The 16,516-nt window shown below is 44.2% G+C and carries 19 protein-coding genes and 1 tRNA gene; 11 read left to right on the top strand and 9 right to left on the bottom strand.

All coding sequences use genetic code 11. The features are described 5' to 3' along the window. Positions 1-101 precede the first annotated feature (101 nt). The 5 genes from VDIS_RS10985 to VDIS_RS10965 all read right to left on the bottom strand — a co-directional run bounded on the left by VDIS_RS10985 (position 102) and on the right by VDIS_RS10965 (position 3,691). Positions 102-200 (bottom strand) — tRNA-Thr (locus VDIS_RS10985). A 102-nt stretch (positions 201-302) separates the two neighbouring features. After that, positions 303-965 carry a hypothetical protein gene (locus tag VDIS_RS10980; RefSeq protein WP_013337325.1) on the bottom strand — a complete coding sequence of 221 codons (663 nt, stop codon included), beginning with the start codon at positions 963-965 and terminating at the stop codon, positions 303-305. A 58-nt stretch (positions 966-1,023) separates the two neighbouring features. Then, the gene (gene truD / locus VDIS_RS10975) at positions 1,024-2,373 is read right to left on the bottom strand and encodes a tRNA pseudouridine(13) synthase TruD (protein WP_013337324.1); all 1,350 of its coding nucleotides are present in this window, start codon (positions 2,371-2,373) and stop codon (positions 1,024-1,026) included. A gap of 36 nt (positions 2,374-2,409) precedes the next feature. Next, positions 2,410-2,706 carry a hypothetical protein gene (locus VDIS_RS10970; protein WP_013337323.1) on the bottom strand — a complete coding sequence of 99 codons (297 nt, stop codon included), beginning with the start codon at positions 2,704-2,706 and terminating at the stop codon, positions 2,410-2,412. A gap of 79 nt (positions 2,707-2,785) precedes the next feature. Further along, positions 2,786-3,691: a hypothetical protein gene (locus VDIS_RS10965; RefSeq protein ID WP_013337322.1), complete on the bottom strand. Its 906-nt coding sequence runs from the start codon at positions 3,689-3,691 to the stop codon at positions 2,786-2,788. Between the two features lie 40 nt (positions 3,692-3,731). Between VDIS_RS10965 and VDIS_RS10960 the strand changes: the two genes are divergently transcribed. From VDIS_RS10960 to VDIS_RS13135, 5 genes are all read left to right on the top strand, one after another. Further along, on the top strand, positions 3,732-4,259 hold the full coding sequence (locus VDIS_RS10960) for a GTP-dependent dephospho-CoA kinase family protein (RefSeq protein ID WP_013337321.1): 528 nt from the start codon (positions 3,732-3,734) through the stop codon (positions 4,257-4,259). Continuing rightward, complete coding sequence (locus tag VDIS_RS10955; RefSeq protein ID WP_013337320.1) at positions 4,252-4,911, top strand: 2,5-diamino-6-(ribosylamino)-4(3H)-pyrimidinone 5'-phosphate reductase; 660 nt, start codon at positions 4,252-4,254, stop codon at positions 4,909-4,911. Before VDIS_RS10960 ends, VDIS_RS10955 begins: the two co-directional genes overlap by 8 nt. 239 nt (positions 4,912-5,150) lie before the next feature. Beyond that, positions 5,151-5,426 (top strand): hypothetical protein, encoded by a 276-nt coding sequence (locus tag VDIS_RS10950; RefSeq protein ID WP_013337319.1) that lies wholly within the window; start codon positions 5,151-5,153, stop codon positions 5,424-5,426. Next, on the top strand, positions 5,413-5,805 hold the full coding sequence (locus VDIS_RS10945) for a type II toxin-antitoxin system VapC family toxin (RefSeq protein ID WP_013337318.1): 393 nt from the start codon (positions 5,413-5,415) through the stop codon (positions 5,803-5,805). The genes VDIS_RS10950 and VDIS_RS10945 overlap by 14 nt, the downstream gene beginning before the upstream one ends. Before the next feature lie 313 nt (positions 5,806-6,118). Further along, positions 6,119-6,241 (top strand): hypothetical protein, encoded by a 123-nt coding sequence (locus VDIS_RS13135; protein WP_281041762.1) that lies wholly within the window; start codon positions 6,119-6,121, stop codon positions 6,239-6,241. Positions 6,242-6,274: 33 nt separating this feature from the next. On the opposite strand, the gene VDIS_RS12720 is transcribed toward VDIS_RS13135, so the two are convergent. Further along, complete coding sequence (locus tag VDIS_RS12720; RefSeq protein WP_013337317.1) at positions 6,275-6,430, bottom strand: aspartyl protease family protein; 156 nt, start codon at positions 6,428-6,430, stop codon at positions 6,275-6,277. A 349-nt stretch (positions 6,431-6,779) separates the two neighbouring features. Here VDIS_RS12720 and VDIS_RS10940 point away from each other — a divergent pair, with 349 nt between their 5' ends. From VDIS_RS10940 to VDIS_RS10925, 4 genes are all read left to right on the top strand, one after another. After that, a complete protein-coding gene (locus tag VDIS_RS10940) occupies positions 6,780-7,520 on the top strand; it encodes a DUF72 domain-containing protein (protein WP_013337316.1) in 741 nt (246 codons plus the stop codon). 1 nt (position 7,521) lies between these two features. Then, positions 7,522-8,304, top strand: coding sequence for a Rossmann-like domain-containing protein (locus VDIS_RS10935; RefSeq protein WP_013337315.1), 783 nt, complete (start codon positions 7,522-7,524; stop codon positions 8,302-8,304). Then, complete coding sequence (locus VDIS_RS10930; RefSeq protein ID WP_013337314.1) at positions 8,297-8,890, top strand: DUF6884 domain-containing protein; 594 nt, start codon at positions 8,297-8,299, stop codon at positions 8,888-8,890. Before VDIS_RS10935 ends, VDIS_RS10930 begins: the two co-directional genes overlap by 8 nt. A 122-nt stretch (positions 8,891-9,012) precedes the next feature. Beyond that, a complete protein-coding gene (locus VDIS_RS10925; RefSeq protein ID WP_013337313.1) occupies positions 9,013-10,455 on the top strand; it encodes an APC family permease in 1,443 nt (480 codons plus the stop codon). On the opposite strand, the gene VDIS_RS10920 is transcribed toward VDIS_RS10925, so the two are convergent. Further along, positions 10,448-11,539 carry an MFS transporter gene (locus tag VDIS_RS10920; protein WP_013337312.1) on the bottom strand — a complete coding sequence of 364 codons (1,092 nt, stop codon included), beginning with the start codon at positions 11,537-11,539 and terminating at the stop codon, positions 10,448-10,450. The two genes, VDIS_RS10925 and VDIS_RS10920, sit on opposite strands and share 8 nt — an antisense overlap. Positions 11,540-11,695: 156 nt before the next feature. On the opposite strand from VDIS_RS10920, the gene VDIS_RS10915 reads away from it, so the two are divergent. Then, complete coding sequence (locus tag VDIS_RS10915; RefSeq protein WP_013337311.1) at positions 11,696-12,244, top strand: hypothetical protein; 549 nt, start codon at positions 11,696-11,698, stop codon at positions 12,242-12,244. Positions 12,245-12,266: 22 nt separating this feature from the next. Here the strand turns inward: VDIS_RS10915 and VDIS_RS10910 are convergent, their stop codons facing one another. Both VDIS_RS10910 and VDIS_RS10905 read right to left on the bottom strand, forming a co-directional pair. Further along, positions 12,267-13,187, bottom strand: a complete 921-nt coding sequence (locus VDIS_RS10910) for an amidohydrolase family protein (protein ID WP_013337310.1) — start codon at positions 13,185-13,187, stop codon at positions 12,267-12,269. Between the two features lie 60 nt (positions 13,188-13,247). After that, positions 13,248-14,936 carry a long-chain fatty acid--CoA ligase gene (locus VDIS_RS10905; RefSeq protein WP_013337309.1) on the bottom strand — a complete coding sequence of 563 codons (1,689 nt, stop codon included), beginning with the start codon at positions 14,934-14,936 and terminating at the stop codon, positions 13,248-13,250. Between the two features lie 280 nt (positions 14,937-15,216). Here VDIS_RS10905 and VDIS_RS10900 point away from each other — a divergent pair, with 280 nt between their 5' ends. Beyond that, a complete protein-coding gene (locus VDIS_RS10900) occupies positions 15,217-16,422 on the top strand; it encodes an acyl-CoA dehydrogenase family protein (protein ID WP_013337308.1) in 1,206 nt (401 codons plus the stop codon). Positions 16,423-16,516: the final 94 nt, after the last annotated feature.

Here is a 16,516-nt window from a genome sequence, read left to right as displayed (position 1 = left end):
ACTAGCTAAGCAATGGCCTAATAACCCACTCTGAAAAATGAGGATGAATAAACCGTGAACCTGTATGGAAAACTAAAACAATGACCAGGAGCATACGTCATTGGAGCCCCGGCCGGGATTCGAACCCGGGACCTCCCGCTTACGAGGCTTGCACGGGGCTGCCGCCCCAGGGCGCTCCGACCGGGCTGAGCTACCGGGGCTACGTAATTGATGCACTGCATGAGTTTTAAGCTTTTCGTGACCCGTCTCTTTATTACTAAGTTTTGGCTTTGATATCGCGTATATATCATTGGTTAAGGGACTCAAAGGCCCTGACCGGTCATTACATCCTCAACGGCCTGGTTAAATAGGTAACCTATTTCGTGGATCTTTACGGTATCCTCGTGCCTGGGCCTTGTTACTGTGGCTATGTAGACACCGTAATCCGAGTGATTACCCTCCTCGGGTCCCTGTGGGTTTCCGTAGGGTGAGAACAGTATTATGTGCGTTATATTACTTCTCAGGATTAGACTCCTCAACGCCTTATCGAGCTGATTATATATTTCGCACTTCATCTGTGGTTTTAAGTGTAAGAATCTGTCAAGCGCATTGATTGAGGCTATTACAGGCTTTGTTTGGGCCTCGGCTATTATTAAGCTTATTACATTGTTTATCTCCGTTGCTGGATCTACTTCCTGATCCATCCTAATGCTGTACTTGCCGTATGTTGGGTCAGTAATTGGTATGTTTATTAGCGATGCCCTAGTCAACTTAATGAGCGGTGCCTGCATTGGGTCTATGTTTGGCACCTCCTTCACCGGCTCCATCATTAACACGGACCACCATGACCTATCGGGGTACTGCGGCTTCTTATTCTCCGTGACGCCCCTCTCTATCGAGTTCATTAGTGACAGTAGGAAGTTCGTCTCGCACTCCATAAATCCCTGGTACTCAAGCCCAAGTATTCCCAGCAGTATTGGTTGCATCCAGTTACGTCATTACTTTGCCTTTAATATCATTTCTCAGTCACAAATATGACCGGAATCACGTGAAATCGATTTCGGGATGCTTACTTTTCATTAATTCCCTAAGAAATACTGTAGCATAATTACCACGGGGTAGTCTAAAGACTATGTTTAACCCATCATTAGCTAAGTTGGTACTGATGATGATAGGCTTGGTAAATAATGGCCTATAACCACCTCTAATTGATAATTTCGGTATTGACTTAACCATAAACATTGACAGGTCTACACCCTCCCTCCTCAGCACATCAAGCTCTATGTCGCTTTGGAGACCAGGTGGAAGCTTAGTGTTATAACCCACTAGGTGACCGACGGGGACTGCCCGACCCCTCATTATTAATTCATTAACCTTATCAACCATGGACTCATTCACATAAATCACGTGCTTAGTTGGTAGACCATGCTCATCAAGCAGAGCAACGGCATCACCAGGTAACGCCTTATTTATTGGTAAGCCCCTACCAATTCGCTCGCTTAGGGCTAGGTTAAATAGGTATGATTGGTAGGATTCAACGTAGAGGTTTAATAATTCATGGGGTAACTTCCTTAGGGCGTTTACGAAATCCCTAGGATTGCTGGCTAATTGTTTAAGTACGGCCCTTTCAGGGTAATACCTGTAGCTCCTGGGCATTAATTCAAGGGCCTTCGAGTAATCACCAGTTCTTGCAATGAACTCCCTAACTTCTCTTATCCTCGGAGGTTCCATTGGATATGCATGGGTCAGCAATTCATTTACAGCCTCCTCAAACTCACCAAAGATAATGTGCTTACCTATAATGTGAGAATTCGGTCTCTTTAAGCCAAATCTTTGATACCCGTAGTACGTGGGTAAACCCCTCTCCATCAATTGATTAATTACGCAATTAATGCTATCCTTCCTGGAAACGTCAATGTTCCTAACCTTTATTGTGAATTCATTACCCCAAATATCGCTCGTCGTGAATGCCCTATCCATACTCACCGCATTAAGCACCTTGATGTCCCTACCGAAGTCATTGGGTACCTCATTGATTGAGACTCCACGTACAGAGACCACCTGCGATGTAACGGCTATCGCATCCTTAAGACCACCAAAGCTAACGTCACGATAATTAACACCAAGCTTCCTACTTATTACCAACGACAACGTTATTGCATCAATACCCCTCTTCTCAATTATCATCCAGACCCAGGGGCCTGGCTTACTAACGATCTTAGGCAAGGGCTTACCAGTGATGCCGGTAGGCACTACTTGCCCATCAATAAGCACCTCCTCAACTATGAAGTCCTCAAGCCTCTCCTTAATCCTCCCACCAATGCCCTCGCAGTCCGTTACGTAGTAATTCATCCCAACAAACCTATCAAGCCAAGCCTCCGATGCCAACGGCATTTTATAGGCCTTGATTATAAAAAGGGAGGAATTTTATTATTTAGTGAGGCATTGACCCATTAATTCAGCAATATCCGAATAAACCCTCCCAAGGCACTCCTGACACACGGCCTTAGTAACTTTATTACCCATTATTTCCACGTAACCAAGATCCTCGGGCCTAACCCAACGACCACATACTGAGCATCTTCTAAGCCCGAGTAATCTATTCACCTCCTTAACCACTTCATATGCCTCATTGTTCATTAGAATGTGCCTTTCACCGTTTATTACGGCTACTGCAATGACTAAGCCCTTAACCCTCGTCAGTGAAAGTTTTCTGAATCTGCTCATCACTTAATTACTCTCTCTGCGATTAATAAATTACTTCCAGAGTCATGTGTATAGCGAGTAACAGAGTTAGGCAAAACTTTCACTTCACCTCCTGCTCACGACTCGATAGGCAGTGCTCAATAAGCTCATCGACGCGGGTAAATGGTGATTTATGCACGTTAAGTCCCATACCCATCAACTTACTAACCAGGGAGAGATAGTCGCTAAGTCCCATGCTCTGTGGTAAGGAGACAAAGACATTACTAACGCAGTAATTAGTGTCCGTCTTAACATCCATGGGCTTTGGTAAGGTGAGTATGAAGTCCTTACCAATAACCCTACTTACAGCCTTAACACCAAACCTGGCGATGGCCGAGAATACCGGGTCTGAAACCTCGACGCCCTCAACTCTAGGCATCACAAACTTACTATAGGGTATCAGACCTGGATTGGACCAATCAACCACGTATACATTAGACTCATACTGCCTGGACAAGTGGACGGAGAACGTCCTCTTAACAACCATGCACCTAGCCTCCAGGTCAATCGTGAGCTCCCTACTGACCAGCTTATTTGGGACTAGGTCGGCGGGTTCTCTAACGCCAGCTAGTATGGATTCGGGATTCTCATAGAATATGGCGAGGCCAAGGTCCAGGACGTTAATGTCATTAATAAGCTTGAGGTAGTTATTCATCATTATGAGGTCAACCAGGGAAAAACTCCTCTTACTAAGCAAGTCGATTAACGCCCCCGCCAAATCCACCTCCTTAATCAACCCCCTCCTATACTGAATAGCTAATGCGTAAACATCCTCGATGAAGCCCTCATTGCCCGTCAAACCATTCCAAACCCTCAGGAATACGCTATTGATTGACTCATCATAACCGCCGCCAACCATCACAATTAGTGAGAGGGCTTGCTTCATGTTCTTCATTAGTAAATTGTCTAGTGTCGTGTAGTCCTCGATTAGGCGCCGCCATTCAGGGTAATCAATGTATGCGAGCACGCGATACTCCTTATTAATGGCTTGTTAATAAGCCATTGCTGTGTATGTACTCGTTAGCAAGTGGGCTAGGTCCATGATGGCTTGGCCACTTGGTATAGCGATTAGTAAGGAGGCGCCTGATTCGATCATTAGGGTAAGGAGTGAGTATGGGAACTCCTTCCTTATAACAGTTGGTGATGTTGTTACGATGAACACAATCAGGTATTGGAGGGTTCCCGACCTAGCCTTCATGGACCTGAAGACCAGGAGGACTATTGGCATGGGTGGTGTTGAGACCGTCGGTTTTGACAGGGTCATTAACATAGTTAATAAACCCGCCACACTGAGTATTGAGGTGATTAATGCCGTGAGGGATGCAATGAGGGATGCGGTTAATGGCATTCATGTGCTCATACAGGTTGATGGTGAGGAGGACCTACTCGCGATACCCGCCGTACTCCTGGCGCCAAGGGGTTCCCTGGTTTTGTATGGTCTCTATACCGGTTACCTCATTGCCATACCCATTACCGATGAGTATAAGCTGGCAATGTTAAAATTATTCTCAATGATGAAGCCAGCTAATGCCTAAGCCCTACGTCATTATAGTCTCGGCGGCGTCGATTGACGGTAGGATAGCCAGTAAGACCGGTTACTCGAGGCTTTCCTGCCCCTTCGACCTCAGGAGGCTTCACGAAGTTAGGGCGAGTGTTGATGCGATAATGGTTGGGGCTAATACCGTAATTAATGATGACCCATCATTAACGCCTAGGTATGTTAAGGCGATTAGAAACCCCATAAGGGTTGTTATTGATGGGAAATTGAGAATACCACTAACGGCTAAGGTGGTCACGAATAAGGAGGCACCAACAATAATAGTCACCACGGAACAAGCAGATCGTAATAAAATCGCTCAATTAATGAACATGAGCGTTGAGGTATGGGTAATGGGTAAGGAACGCATTAACCTTAAAGACGTCCTTGAGAGGTTGTTCATGGAGAAGAACGTTAAGAGGGTCCTTGTGGAGGGTGGTGGGCACCTTAATTGGGAATTAATTAAGGAGGGGCTCGTGGACGAGATTAGGCTTACGATATCGCCATACGTATTCGGAGCAGGTACATCATTCATAGAGGGCGAGGGATACCCAACAACAATAGAGGGACCTAGGTTAAGGCTTAAATCCGTTAATATATGCGAGTGCGGTCAGGAAGTTATACTTAACTACATTGTTGAGGGGGATTAATTTATCTGCATGAGCTTCGTTAAGCGCGATAATTATTGGCATTGTCCCACGTAAATATTAACACTCATTAATGGCGTATTGTAATTCCCTGCACGGTTCGTCACTTTAAGGTTACTAACCTGGTTTTAATGGTGATATCTCTCAATTCTCAATGTTAGTAATTATTTTGGATCTTGGCACGCTATTAATTAAAAAGGTTCTTAAGTGCTTTTGTACTTATGTTCCTTGGTGTTTAGTTGATGGGTAAGGGTGGGAGGGATGTTGAGGTTATTAAGGTTGAGTTACCTAGGGATTTAGCCGAAAGGTTTCGTAAATACGTAGCTGAGAAATATGGGCTTAGGAGGGGTTCATTATCAAGGGCCATTGCTGACTTAATAATTAAGGAGCTTGCGTTATATGAGGGGGGTGGTGGCGGCATTGATTCCATAGTTGGCCTTGGACTTCAATCGGATTACCAGTGGGGTGGTGAGGACTTAGTTGATGCATTAAGGAGGAGGGCCCATGTACCTGGTTGATGCGAATATATTCTTAGAGGTGCTTTATAGGAGGGGTAGGTGGGCTGAGTGTTATGAGTTCCTTAACAGGGTTAAGAAAGGCGACATTAGGGCCTATGTCCTTCACTTCACAATACATGCCATATCTGCCATCCTAGGCAAGCCAGACCTAGTGAGTAAGTTTCTATCTGAGGTAAGTACATGGCGTGGACTTGTAATAATTGATTCACCAATTGATGAGGAGATTATGGCCGCGGAACTTGCGCCCAAGGTTGGCCTAGACTTCGATGACGGACTTCATTATTATTACGCTAAGAAGATGAGACTTAAGTTGGTATCATTCGATAAGGACTTCGATAAAACAGACGTAGAGAGATTAGAGCCACGTGATGTGCCGTAGGTATTATAATGATTTAGCGCCTTAATGCGATAGTATCTTCTTGGGTAATAGTTTACGGCCATTATTGCACGAAGAGTGAGACAATTACTTACCTTCATGCGGTAATTTTATAAATAAATGTCTAATCTTTACACGTGAAGGGTCGATAAGGTTGGGAGGTATATCAACGACATGGAAGGGTTAATCATGGGTCAACTCCGTAATACATGCTTCAACGACGCCGCACCAATAACTACGGCAGTCATTGTGATTACCCACTCAGCGCAACCCATACCTAGATTATTGCTAGTCCATACTGTCTTGAATGCTCTAATTGGTTGGTAGTTGGGTTGGCCTTGAGGCCAAGGCCCTCGGGGTGGCAACGCCGAGTAAGGGCTCTGGTGGCTCCATGATAATTACTGGGGATACGCTATCCCTGTTAAGAAGGCGCATGTAAGCCAGGGATAGGCTAGCAACGACTTCGTGACCATCAGCCGCTAAGCCTTACGTTCACCACGGGCTTCACACCCAGGTCCTCAGCGAGGCTTGGGCCTATTACCGCGCAGAAGGCACCAGTATCAACTAAGAAGCTAACCCCCAACCCACCCACACCACCCACGATATCCCCAACCCTGACATAACCCATATTCGCGGGAATAATGATTCAGAGATGATTAAGTTTTACGAAATGCATGTAGGTTACTAATTTACCTTTTCACATTTACAGACTTTCTCCAACCTTTTGGGCGATTATATGGCATTTTATAGGGTGATTGGTTAAGTAGAATTGAATAAAACTTCTAAATGAAAGAGACTTACTAGGGCATTAACCTATAACTTTGGTTATTCTTAATGCGTGAGTAATATCTGAGTTAGGAATTTCAATCTCGTATTATGACGCAAATATAAGAAATTAATGAGGGTGAGTTAACTCCTATATTGTCGAAAGGTATCAGGGCAAAGCATAATAGACTCTGCATTAGGATAGTTAATCAATGAAGGATGTCTTTGTGGGTACCTGCGGATTTCCCACATCACGGTCTAAGTATTACTCGTTATTTAAGGTTGTGGAGTTACAGGAGACGTTTTATGATTTACCAACTCAGGAAAGGATGAGTAACCTTAAGAGGGAGGCCCCTGCTGATTTTCAGTTTACAGTCAAGGTATTTCAGGGGTTAACGCACACTAGTGATTCGCCGACTTGGCGTAAGATAAGGAGGGCTAGGTTAACGGGTGACTCAGGTAATTATGGCTTGCTTAAGCCCACGAGGGAGAATTTCGAGCTTTGGGATGAATTCGTCAACGTAACTAAGCCCCTTAACCCGGTGTTTTATGTCTTTCAGACGCCACCTTCCATGGAAATTACTGAGGATAGTGTTAGGGATGTCATTGAGTTCTTCCGCACAATAGGTGGTAGTGATAGGATAGGTTGGGAACCAAGGGGTATTAGTTATAATAATGTCGATTTATTGAGACGGGTCTTTGAGGAAACAGGTATTGTGCATGTTGTTGATCCCTTTAGGCATGAGGTTCTCGTTCCTCGTGATGTAACCTACTTCAGGCTTCATGGGATTGGTAAGGGCGAGGTTAACTATTCATATAAGTACACCGATAACGACCTTGGGAGACTTAAGGCTATTATTGATGGTGTTGAGTCGTCTACCATATACGTGATGTTTAATAACGTGCACATGCTTGATGATGCCCTCAGATTCATGAAGTTAATTGGGAAGTAATATGCGGAGATTTTTTAGTAGGCAGGTTGCTGAGAAGGTTCTGAAGCTTCTCGGTAATGACCGCATTGAGGTCCTCGATAAGTGTAACTGTCTCAACTATACCTACGTGCTTATAGGCACAAGGCTTGGGGAGTTCCTTGGCATTGCCTATACGCCAACTGAGGATTTAAGGGCCGGCGAAGTTGGCGTAGTCCCTAAGGTTGAGGAACTTCCTGAACTTGTCGTTAACTTAGATTCATTAGTCAGGGCCCTAGGGATTGCGTTGATTAACGCCATATCCCATTACCTGGTTATGCGTGAGGGACTCAGGCTTTCTCAGGGCGATTTAAAGAGTGAAATTCTGAGGTTCGTTAAACCCCCATGCACGGCTTGTTTTGTCGGCAGTATTACACCGGTTGCAGAGGCGCTAAGGGGTAAGTGCAGTGTTTATCAGCTGGAGAGAAGGAGCGACCTGAGGCATGATAGCTACCCCGATGTTGATGCGCCGCTCATAATACCGAATTGCGATATACTCGTTATAACGGGCTCCGCCATGGTAAATAACACAATTGATCAATTACTAACCATGAGGAAGGATGGGGCGATCACCGTATTGAGCGGGCCCACGGCTGCCGCCTATCCCCCAATACTGCATGGATTGGGAATTGACGTCATCGGTAGTTCCTTGGTTAAGGAGCCTCACTCCGTCATTGAACTGCTTAAGCTTGGAGCCGGCTATAGGTTACTTGACAGAAGGGGTTTACTGTTTAAGTATGTGTCTGTGAGAAGTACTTATAATGGGTAGGAGAGTTGCCGTCATTATTAATTGCAGCAGGAGGAAGTCAGTTAATGCTGAGCAGGTTATGAAGAGACTCGGTAGAGTGCCTAGTTTTGATATTGAGCATGAGAATGAATATAGGAGATTATTGAGTGATTTAATGAGACCTGCCCTGGACATGTATGATGGACCTGAGTTTAGGGTGCTTAGGCATTTCAGGGAATGCACTGATGTTTTTGTGCTTTCGGCTAGGTATGGTGTAATAAGTGGTGATAGGTGGATAATACCCTACGATGCTTACCTGGGCAGTGCCGATGAGTCCGTATTGGATAAATGGATGGTTTATGGTAATCCTGACCTGAACCAATTGGTAAGTGGTAGGTGGGATTACGTGATAATTAGATTGACGAAAACATATATGAGGTACTTCAAGAAACTAATACCTAATCCCTGTGAATTAGGAGTTGAAATTCACGTAATTACCAGTAGAAACAATGGCATTAATTGCAATAATGCGTTTTATCACTATGTTAGAGGGCTTGGTGATTCCCAGTCGGTATTAAGAAGATTATTGATTGAGGTTTGTCCTTCAATTTCTAATTATTCTACATAGAAAATTTTTAAAAGTAATCATTAATATGCAACTTGTTTATCGTCATATACAACAAAATGTTTTAGTAAAAGGCAGTTAGTTTTTTAAAGACTATGTTTCTATGATATCATAAAGTCATAAATATGAACAATCACGTAAATAATAATTTACGTAACAGCGCAAGTGAAGTAGGTCTGCGTAGGGTATTGGGATTCTGGGACGTATTCTTCGCAAGCCTAGGTGGGCAATCACCATTCCTTAGTGACTTAACTTACGCCTCGGCAGTCCTTGCCATAGCCGGTCTGGCGGGTCCTGTAGCGATAATTATTGGGTCAATCATAGCGTTCATCAACGGCTTCGTAGTTGCGCGACTTAGTAAGAGGGTTACTGAGGCTGGTGGTTATTACAAATATGCTACGAAATACCTTGGCGGTAAGTCAACGGGATTCTTCATTGGTTGGAATTACCTATTTTATGCAATTCCCTATGGCGCTGCCTACGTGGTTGGCGCATCATACCTTGCCCAATGGATTTTAGGGATCCCTTGGCAAATTAATTTGCCCATATCCTTGGCAGTAATGACCGTACTGGCGTATTTAGGCATTAGGGTCTCGGCAAAGTACGCCATTTTTGCAGGCTCGCTTGAGATGGCAACCCTAATACTGATATCCGTAGTATTACTCCTGATCCCTCATGGAATCCTCTTCAACCCATTCACTTACATGGGTTCAATATCACTATCAACGTTTATGGTAGCTGTGGTTTATGCAATAGCTATTCCCACGGGCTATGGCACAATAGCACCATTAAGCGGTGAGGTTAGGAGAGCTAGAGAAACAGTTAGTCGAGCTGTGGAGACTGTCATAATTACTGGTGGTGCTTTAGCAGCATTGGCTGTTTACTCAACAGCGGTGGCTGGCTTATCGTACATGAATATTCATGAGTTCATTCGGTTCCTAAATGAAGCCACAGGTAAGGGCTTATCACCCGTCGTAATAGTACTGCATCACTTCCTCGGTGTGCTACTTGATCCAATAGTAATCTTTGCGATGATTAATGATGGTATACTTGGTGCTCTGGCTTACGTACTCGCGGCATCAAGGACTTTATACGCAATGGCTGATGATAAGCAACTACCAAACGCATTATCACTGGTTAATAGTAGGGGTAACCCGGTCATTTCAGTGCTGATCAGCGCACTGGCCCTTGACATAATCGCATTAATTACAACTTACTTACTCGGACCATTCAATGCCTTCTTACTCCTTGGTTTCCTATCAATGCTTGCAAACCTGATAGTCCACTTATCGGCAAATTTCGCCTTGCTTAGGGCTGCCACCATGAAGATAAAGGCCGTGCTTTACGGTGTCGACACCATGAGGGGGCTGGATAAGGCTGTGTCTGTGGTGGCGGCTTTAATAACGATATTTACGGCTACGGAGTCCATGCTTGGCGTAAAGATTGCCGAGTTGATACCATACTTCGTAACCCTTGCAATAATTACGGCATATTTAGTGATAAGGGCATTGTTGGTTCGAGGGGGGCTCCTTGGGTTTAGGGTCCATAATTACAAAATTATTAAGTAACGCTGACTAGCTTGAGCAGTGGTAGGAGTGCTAGGGATATTAGTATCATTAATATCCAGGGTAATGAGTACGAAATGACCATTGTCTCAGTAAACAGAATGCTAAGCCACATACCAATGATCATATTTAGGGCATTTAATGTTGCTAGAGAGAGGGTTGGATTCTCATGTCTAGCAACTAACGCGTATGCCGCAGTTAATGCTAACTCATTCGTGAAGCCCATTAAACCTCCGGCAATTACTATGGCTGCCACATTTAGTGTGGGTATGGTGATCAGCGGTACTGTACCCACTATGGTCAACACCACTATTAATAGGACCCTATTCTTAATGGCATCAATTATCCGCCCAGAAAGCCCTCCAAATATGCTCGAGAAGAGCATTATCGACGTCAACAGCGAAGATACGTAAAGGGGCAAGCCCCTGCCAACGGCGTACGTAGGTAACAAATTACCAGCCGTTATGTACGTGCCCCAGAAGCCACTTGTTGCTATGCCAATTATTACCGCATCACGGCTAAACCTAATGCGCGGACTATGTATGTAACCACTCTGAACAAAGAATACAGTTAATGCTAATGGAACACCAACAGCACTGAGCAATAGTGTTGATAATCTCCACCCAAGAAATGCGTATGTAATACCCCACGCTAAGCCTATCCCTGAGCCAAGGCCGAAGGCTGCGTTATAAATACCGAGTAATGTGCCAACCCTCTCAGGATATGCGGTCGATAGTATTGCGGCACCAGTTGAGAAAAATAGTGCAGCACCGATACCTGCGATTAACCTAAGGATCAATACCTCATAAAAGTTGGTGCTAAAGGGTATTAATAAACCCGTAATTGCCATGGCGAATAAACCAAGACCGGCGGTCTTAGCATTACCCAGGCGGCTTGCTATAATGCCTGCCGGTATTTGAAATGATGCGGCACCAACAATGAATGCGAATGGGACTAAGCCAAGTAATGCCTTATTGACTTTAAACTCAATACTAATTATTGGTAATGCTGGAGCCAGGTAAAACCAATACGCACTATATATTACCCTAGCCAACATTATGATAATTACAATGATGGATCTCTTCATTCGAATCTCAATGCTTCACATAGCATTTTATTTTTATTATGAGTCATTACCTCACGTACTTCATATGATATATATCTTTTTGATTATATAAATAATATAAATATAAGAAGTAAAACATACACTCTAATATAAGTACTAACTTATTCATTACCTTGTATGAGTGGCATATCCGAAATGGCTCTGGCTGCAACAGACCTTGTGTATATAGTTGGTGGCGCCATGTTAATAACGGTTGGTGGTGTCAACATGAACATTGGGAAGAAGAATGAGCCCAGGGACTTGGGCATCGTATTTATAAGCGGCGGAATCATGCTATTGATAGGTACCTTATTTGACGTACTCGCAGGTAATGCCCTTGCCGCAGCGGCCACTGCGGTATTTGATGCGCTTCTCTGGATGATTGGTATAGCTGCAACTATTGGTAAGAGCAACCTATTTGCTATGAATCACGTATTGCTTTACTCAGGGATATACTTCCTATTTGTCGCTGCCCTAGCAGGTCTAACTGGGCAAATACTATTGGCGTTGGCACTATTCTTCCTGGCGCTTCAGGTATTAACCGCGGCAATAGCAGGCTATAGGGCGAGCGCCAGGTTACATTGGACCTCAGGTCTCCTGGCGATTATCGATGGCGCATTATTCCTAATACTTGGTGCCGTAGTATCACTGGGAATACCACCACCACTCGGTGTGATACCACCATAAAATAGGAACACTTAAGTTAAATTCAATTAACTTTATTTTCTATTTCCTCATTCTCAACATCAATATCCACATTTCTTAATAAGTAAACGGCATTGTCGTGGAATATTGACTCTAAATCACGTTTAGGCAATCCCGATGACTCAATACAGTTTAAGTTCTTAACTACCTGCCTAAGCCTTAGGTATGGGTAACCACCGCCATAAATTATCCTATCAGCACCCACTGACCTTACGAAGCTCTTACCCATTAATGTACTAAATAATATGCATGAAATGCCTGTGGACTCTATGTAAACCCTGTCATACCTCTTCATTATCTTGGCTATTCTCTCGAGCCATGGATATGCCATGCCCTCAGAAATACCCAAGGCAGATAAGACTAGGTTGATGCTGTATCTCTCAAGCAGCTCGTTGAGAATGTCGGGCATGAGATCCTTGAAGCATATATCTACATTATATGGGCAGGGATCCAGGTGCATTATAAGAAGCATGTTGTTTTTCTCAACATATTCAAGTATTGCCCTGAAAGACCTCGTATTTATTGGATCAAATAGTTGAAGCGTGGGTGATACGACAATGCCCCTAACGTTGAGACCTGCCAACTCATTGAGTTTTTCATAAACATACTTAATGCCGAGGGATGGATTAATACTAGCGAATGGTACGAAAAAGCCATCATGATGCATCGCCTCGTACCAGAGCTTCACATTATCGTACATTCTCGGCGACCACATACTCGTTAACCTAAGGATAAACTTACTCCAGAGCAATGCTGAATGTGGGTCCTCACTTGATAATTTCCTGAAGAAATCATTAGGTAACAAATGGAATAATGGCAATGCGTCTATTGGCTGTAAAACAACTCTCGTAACCCCTATTGATGAAAGTCTATCCCTAATTAAGGATAAATCTACAGAGGGACATGCATGGAAATCAATTATCATATAGAATGCATATAGCTACTGTGCTTTTAAACATTAATCAATATATACTCTATATATATTTCATGCCGAAAGCACGTTCTTATAGAGCTCTCTAAGAATCTTCTTGTCAGCCTTAGCAGTGCTCGTCTTTGGTAACTCCTTCTCACTAATTATTACCTTGTCCGGTACCCACCACTTTGGTATTTCGCCCTTTTCAACAAATTTCATTAGGTAGTTCTTGATATCGTCTTCTGTGACTCTTTGCCCGGGCTTTGGCACAACCACAGCCACGGGCCTCTCACCCCACTTCGGATGAGGAACACCGATCACTGCAACTTCACCAACGGCAGGGTGAGTACTAATGATATCCTCTAACTTCGTACTCACAATCCACTCACCACCACTCTTAATAACATCCTTAAGTCTATCCATAATCCATATATGACCATCAGAGTCCCAGACGGCTACATCGCCCGTGTGTAACCAGCCACCGCGCCATAACTCCCTCGTCTTTTCAGGATCCTTAAAGTAGGCTGGCGTTAGCCAGGGTGACCTAACCACGATCTCGCCGATGGTCTTACCATCCTTAGGCACGTCCTTACCATACTCATCAACAACCCTAATGAATGTAAGTGGTATTTGCCTAAGCCCCTTCATTAGGTAATTCTCCTTCTTATCCTCGGGCCAGTTCAGCGTTGACGCCTTAAATAGGGCCTGGGCAATCACAGGCGCTGTTTCGGATAGGCCATAGCCATTAATGACTATGATACCCCTAGACCTAGCCAATTTATAAAGCCCTTCAGGCATCGCAGAGCCACCATTACCATACTTAAGACCCCTAAGGTCATACTTTGGTGAATCAGGGTGAGTGAGTAGTAAGTATAGTATAACGGGGACCCCATATACGTAAGTAACCTTCTCCTCACTTATTGTCTTCAGTATGTAGCCCCAATCCATACGTCCAGTAAATACGTACTTTTGACCGGCAAGGAACATGGCATGCGGGCCTCCCCATGCATGTACGTGGTACATGGGCACCAGCGGCATCACTACATCCCTGACGCTAAGCTCGTAGGGCGGCGCCGACGTTGATATGGCAATGGCCATGGCATGGAGAACCAACTGCCTATGTGTGAAGAAAACCCCCTTTGGCGGCCCGGTAGTACCTGAGGTGTAGAATAGCGTGGCCACAGTCCTCTCATCAAAGTCCTTAAAGTCGTATGGACTCGAACTCCTTATTAAGTCCTCATAATTATACACCTCAACTCCAGGAAGCTTTACCTGTGGTGGCTCTGGCTTGTCCGTCATTAAAACGACCTTCTTAACAGTCTTAAGTTTCGGAATTATTGCCTGAAGTAGTGGTAGGAATTCGTCCTTAACAAATAGTATCTCATCGCCGGCGTGATTAATGGTATAAGCTATATCCTCAGGTGAGTACCTCACATTAACCGTATGTAGTACTGCGCCAAGCCCCGGAACTGCGTAATAAAGCTCTAGGTATCTGTGTGAATTCCACTCCAGCGCGCCAACCCTAGTACCCAGTCTCTTGGGATCACCTGGCTTAACACCGAGTTGCTCAAGCGCCGTGGCGAGTCTCCTAACCCTATCCCAAACCTGTGTGAAGGTGAGCCTAAGCTTAGGCGCATCTGGTGGTGCATAGACTATTTCCTGCTCAGGGAACGTGTCAACACCCCATTTTATGAGGTTCGTTAACGTCAGCGGATAATCGTAGAACTCCGAAGCCCTCTCTACGAACTCCTCGATAGACATCGCTAAACTAGACTTAAAAATAAACCTTAGGTTTAATCCTTATCATAAATATATAGCCATATTTAGATATTTGGTAAAAATAAAAATGTAAAACCAATAAAAATAAAACAACATTAAAGACTAAAGAATTAGGATACAATTAATAAAATTCATTACTCAATTTAATATGACATACTTAACATCGTTGAGTAACGTGATGTTTAAATAACCATTAATACCAGGCGCATATATAGGATATTTACTGATTAGGCTTAAGTACGTGGAGGTAGGGTCTGTCTTAATGACCGATATTCTGGATTTGTTCCCGCAATACGCAGAGGAATTGAAATTACTAAGAAAAACCGCGAGGGAATTCGCCCAGAGGAACTTCTCGCCTGAGCTTGCCAGGGAGTATGAGAGGAAGGAGGAGTTCCCATGGGACTTATATAGAAAGGCTGGCGAGCTGGGTTTGCTCGCTCCATCAATACCCACTGAATATGGTGGCGGTGGATTCACGACATACCTAGCGGATATGGTGGTTACTGAGGAACTTGTTAGGGCGGAGCCAACCCTCGGCGAGGCAATAATGTCAGGGCCCTTCAGCTCACATCTCCTTTACTTCTTTGGCACTGAGGAGCAGAAAAAGAAGTACCTACCGCCTGTTTATAGAGGTGAAACCACATTCTTTGGCGCATATACCGAACCTGAGCATGGTACTGACATAACACAGTTATCAACAGTCGCCGAAAGGAAAGGTGATAAGTTTATACTTAGGGGTGTGAAGACCTTCATAACAAATGCGCCAACGGCTAAGTACGGGGTAGTACTTGCACAGACAGACCCCGAGAAGAAGCATAGGGGTCAAACACTGTTCATAATACACACCGATTGGCCTGGCGTTCAAATAAGGAAGTTGAGTGGTAAGATGGGACAAAGGGCATCCCCTGTTGGAGAGATAACACTCGATAATGTGGAGGTACCCATTGATTACGTAGTCGGTGGTGAGAAAGGCATCAACCAAGGCTTCTACTGGACACTGGCTTACTTCAACGTATCCAGATTAGGACCCGCCGCAATAGCCCTAGGTATAATGCTGGCCGCGTTTGATAAGGCCCTTGAGTACGCCCAGAAGAGGGCCCAGTTTGGGCAACCAATAATTAACTTCCAGCTTATTCAGGAAAAGCTTGCCAGGATGGCTATGTTAATCGAGGTTTCAAGGAGCATGTTATATAGGGCTGCGTATTACGTTGATTCATACATAAAGTTCCAAATTGACCCTAGGGCCATGGCGGCGATAACCTCAGCAGCTAAGGTATTTATAACTGACGCCGCTAACCAGGTTATTGACGAGGCAATACAGATACATGGTGGTTATGGGTACTTCGAGGAGTTTGATGTGGAGAGGTACTGGAGGGATCATAGGGTCACGAGGATTTATGAAGGAACAAATGAAATAAACCTATTAACGATAACCGACGCATTAAGAAGAGGTGCGTGGAAGCCATAATACTTTTCCTTATAATAATTTAAACTTAAATTAAGTATAAATTGCGTTAAGTGTTCATGCCTATATATAAGCTATACTTATTTACCCTGGGATT

The sequence above is a fragment of the Vulcanisaeta distributa DSM 14429 genome, assembly GCF_000148385.1.
In the GTDB taxonomy this organism is placed as follows: Archaea; Thermoproteota; Thermoprotei; order Thermoproteales; family Thermocladiaceae; genus Vulcanisaeta; species Vulcanisaeta distributa.
Note: the sequence above shows the minus strand (reverse complement) of the source record. Positions and strands in the feature narration are given on the sequence as shown.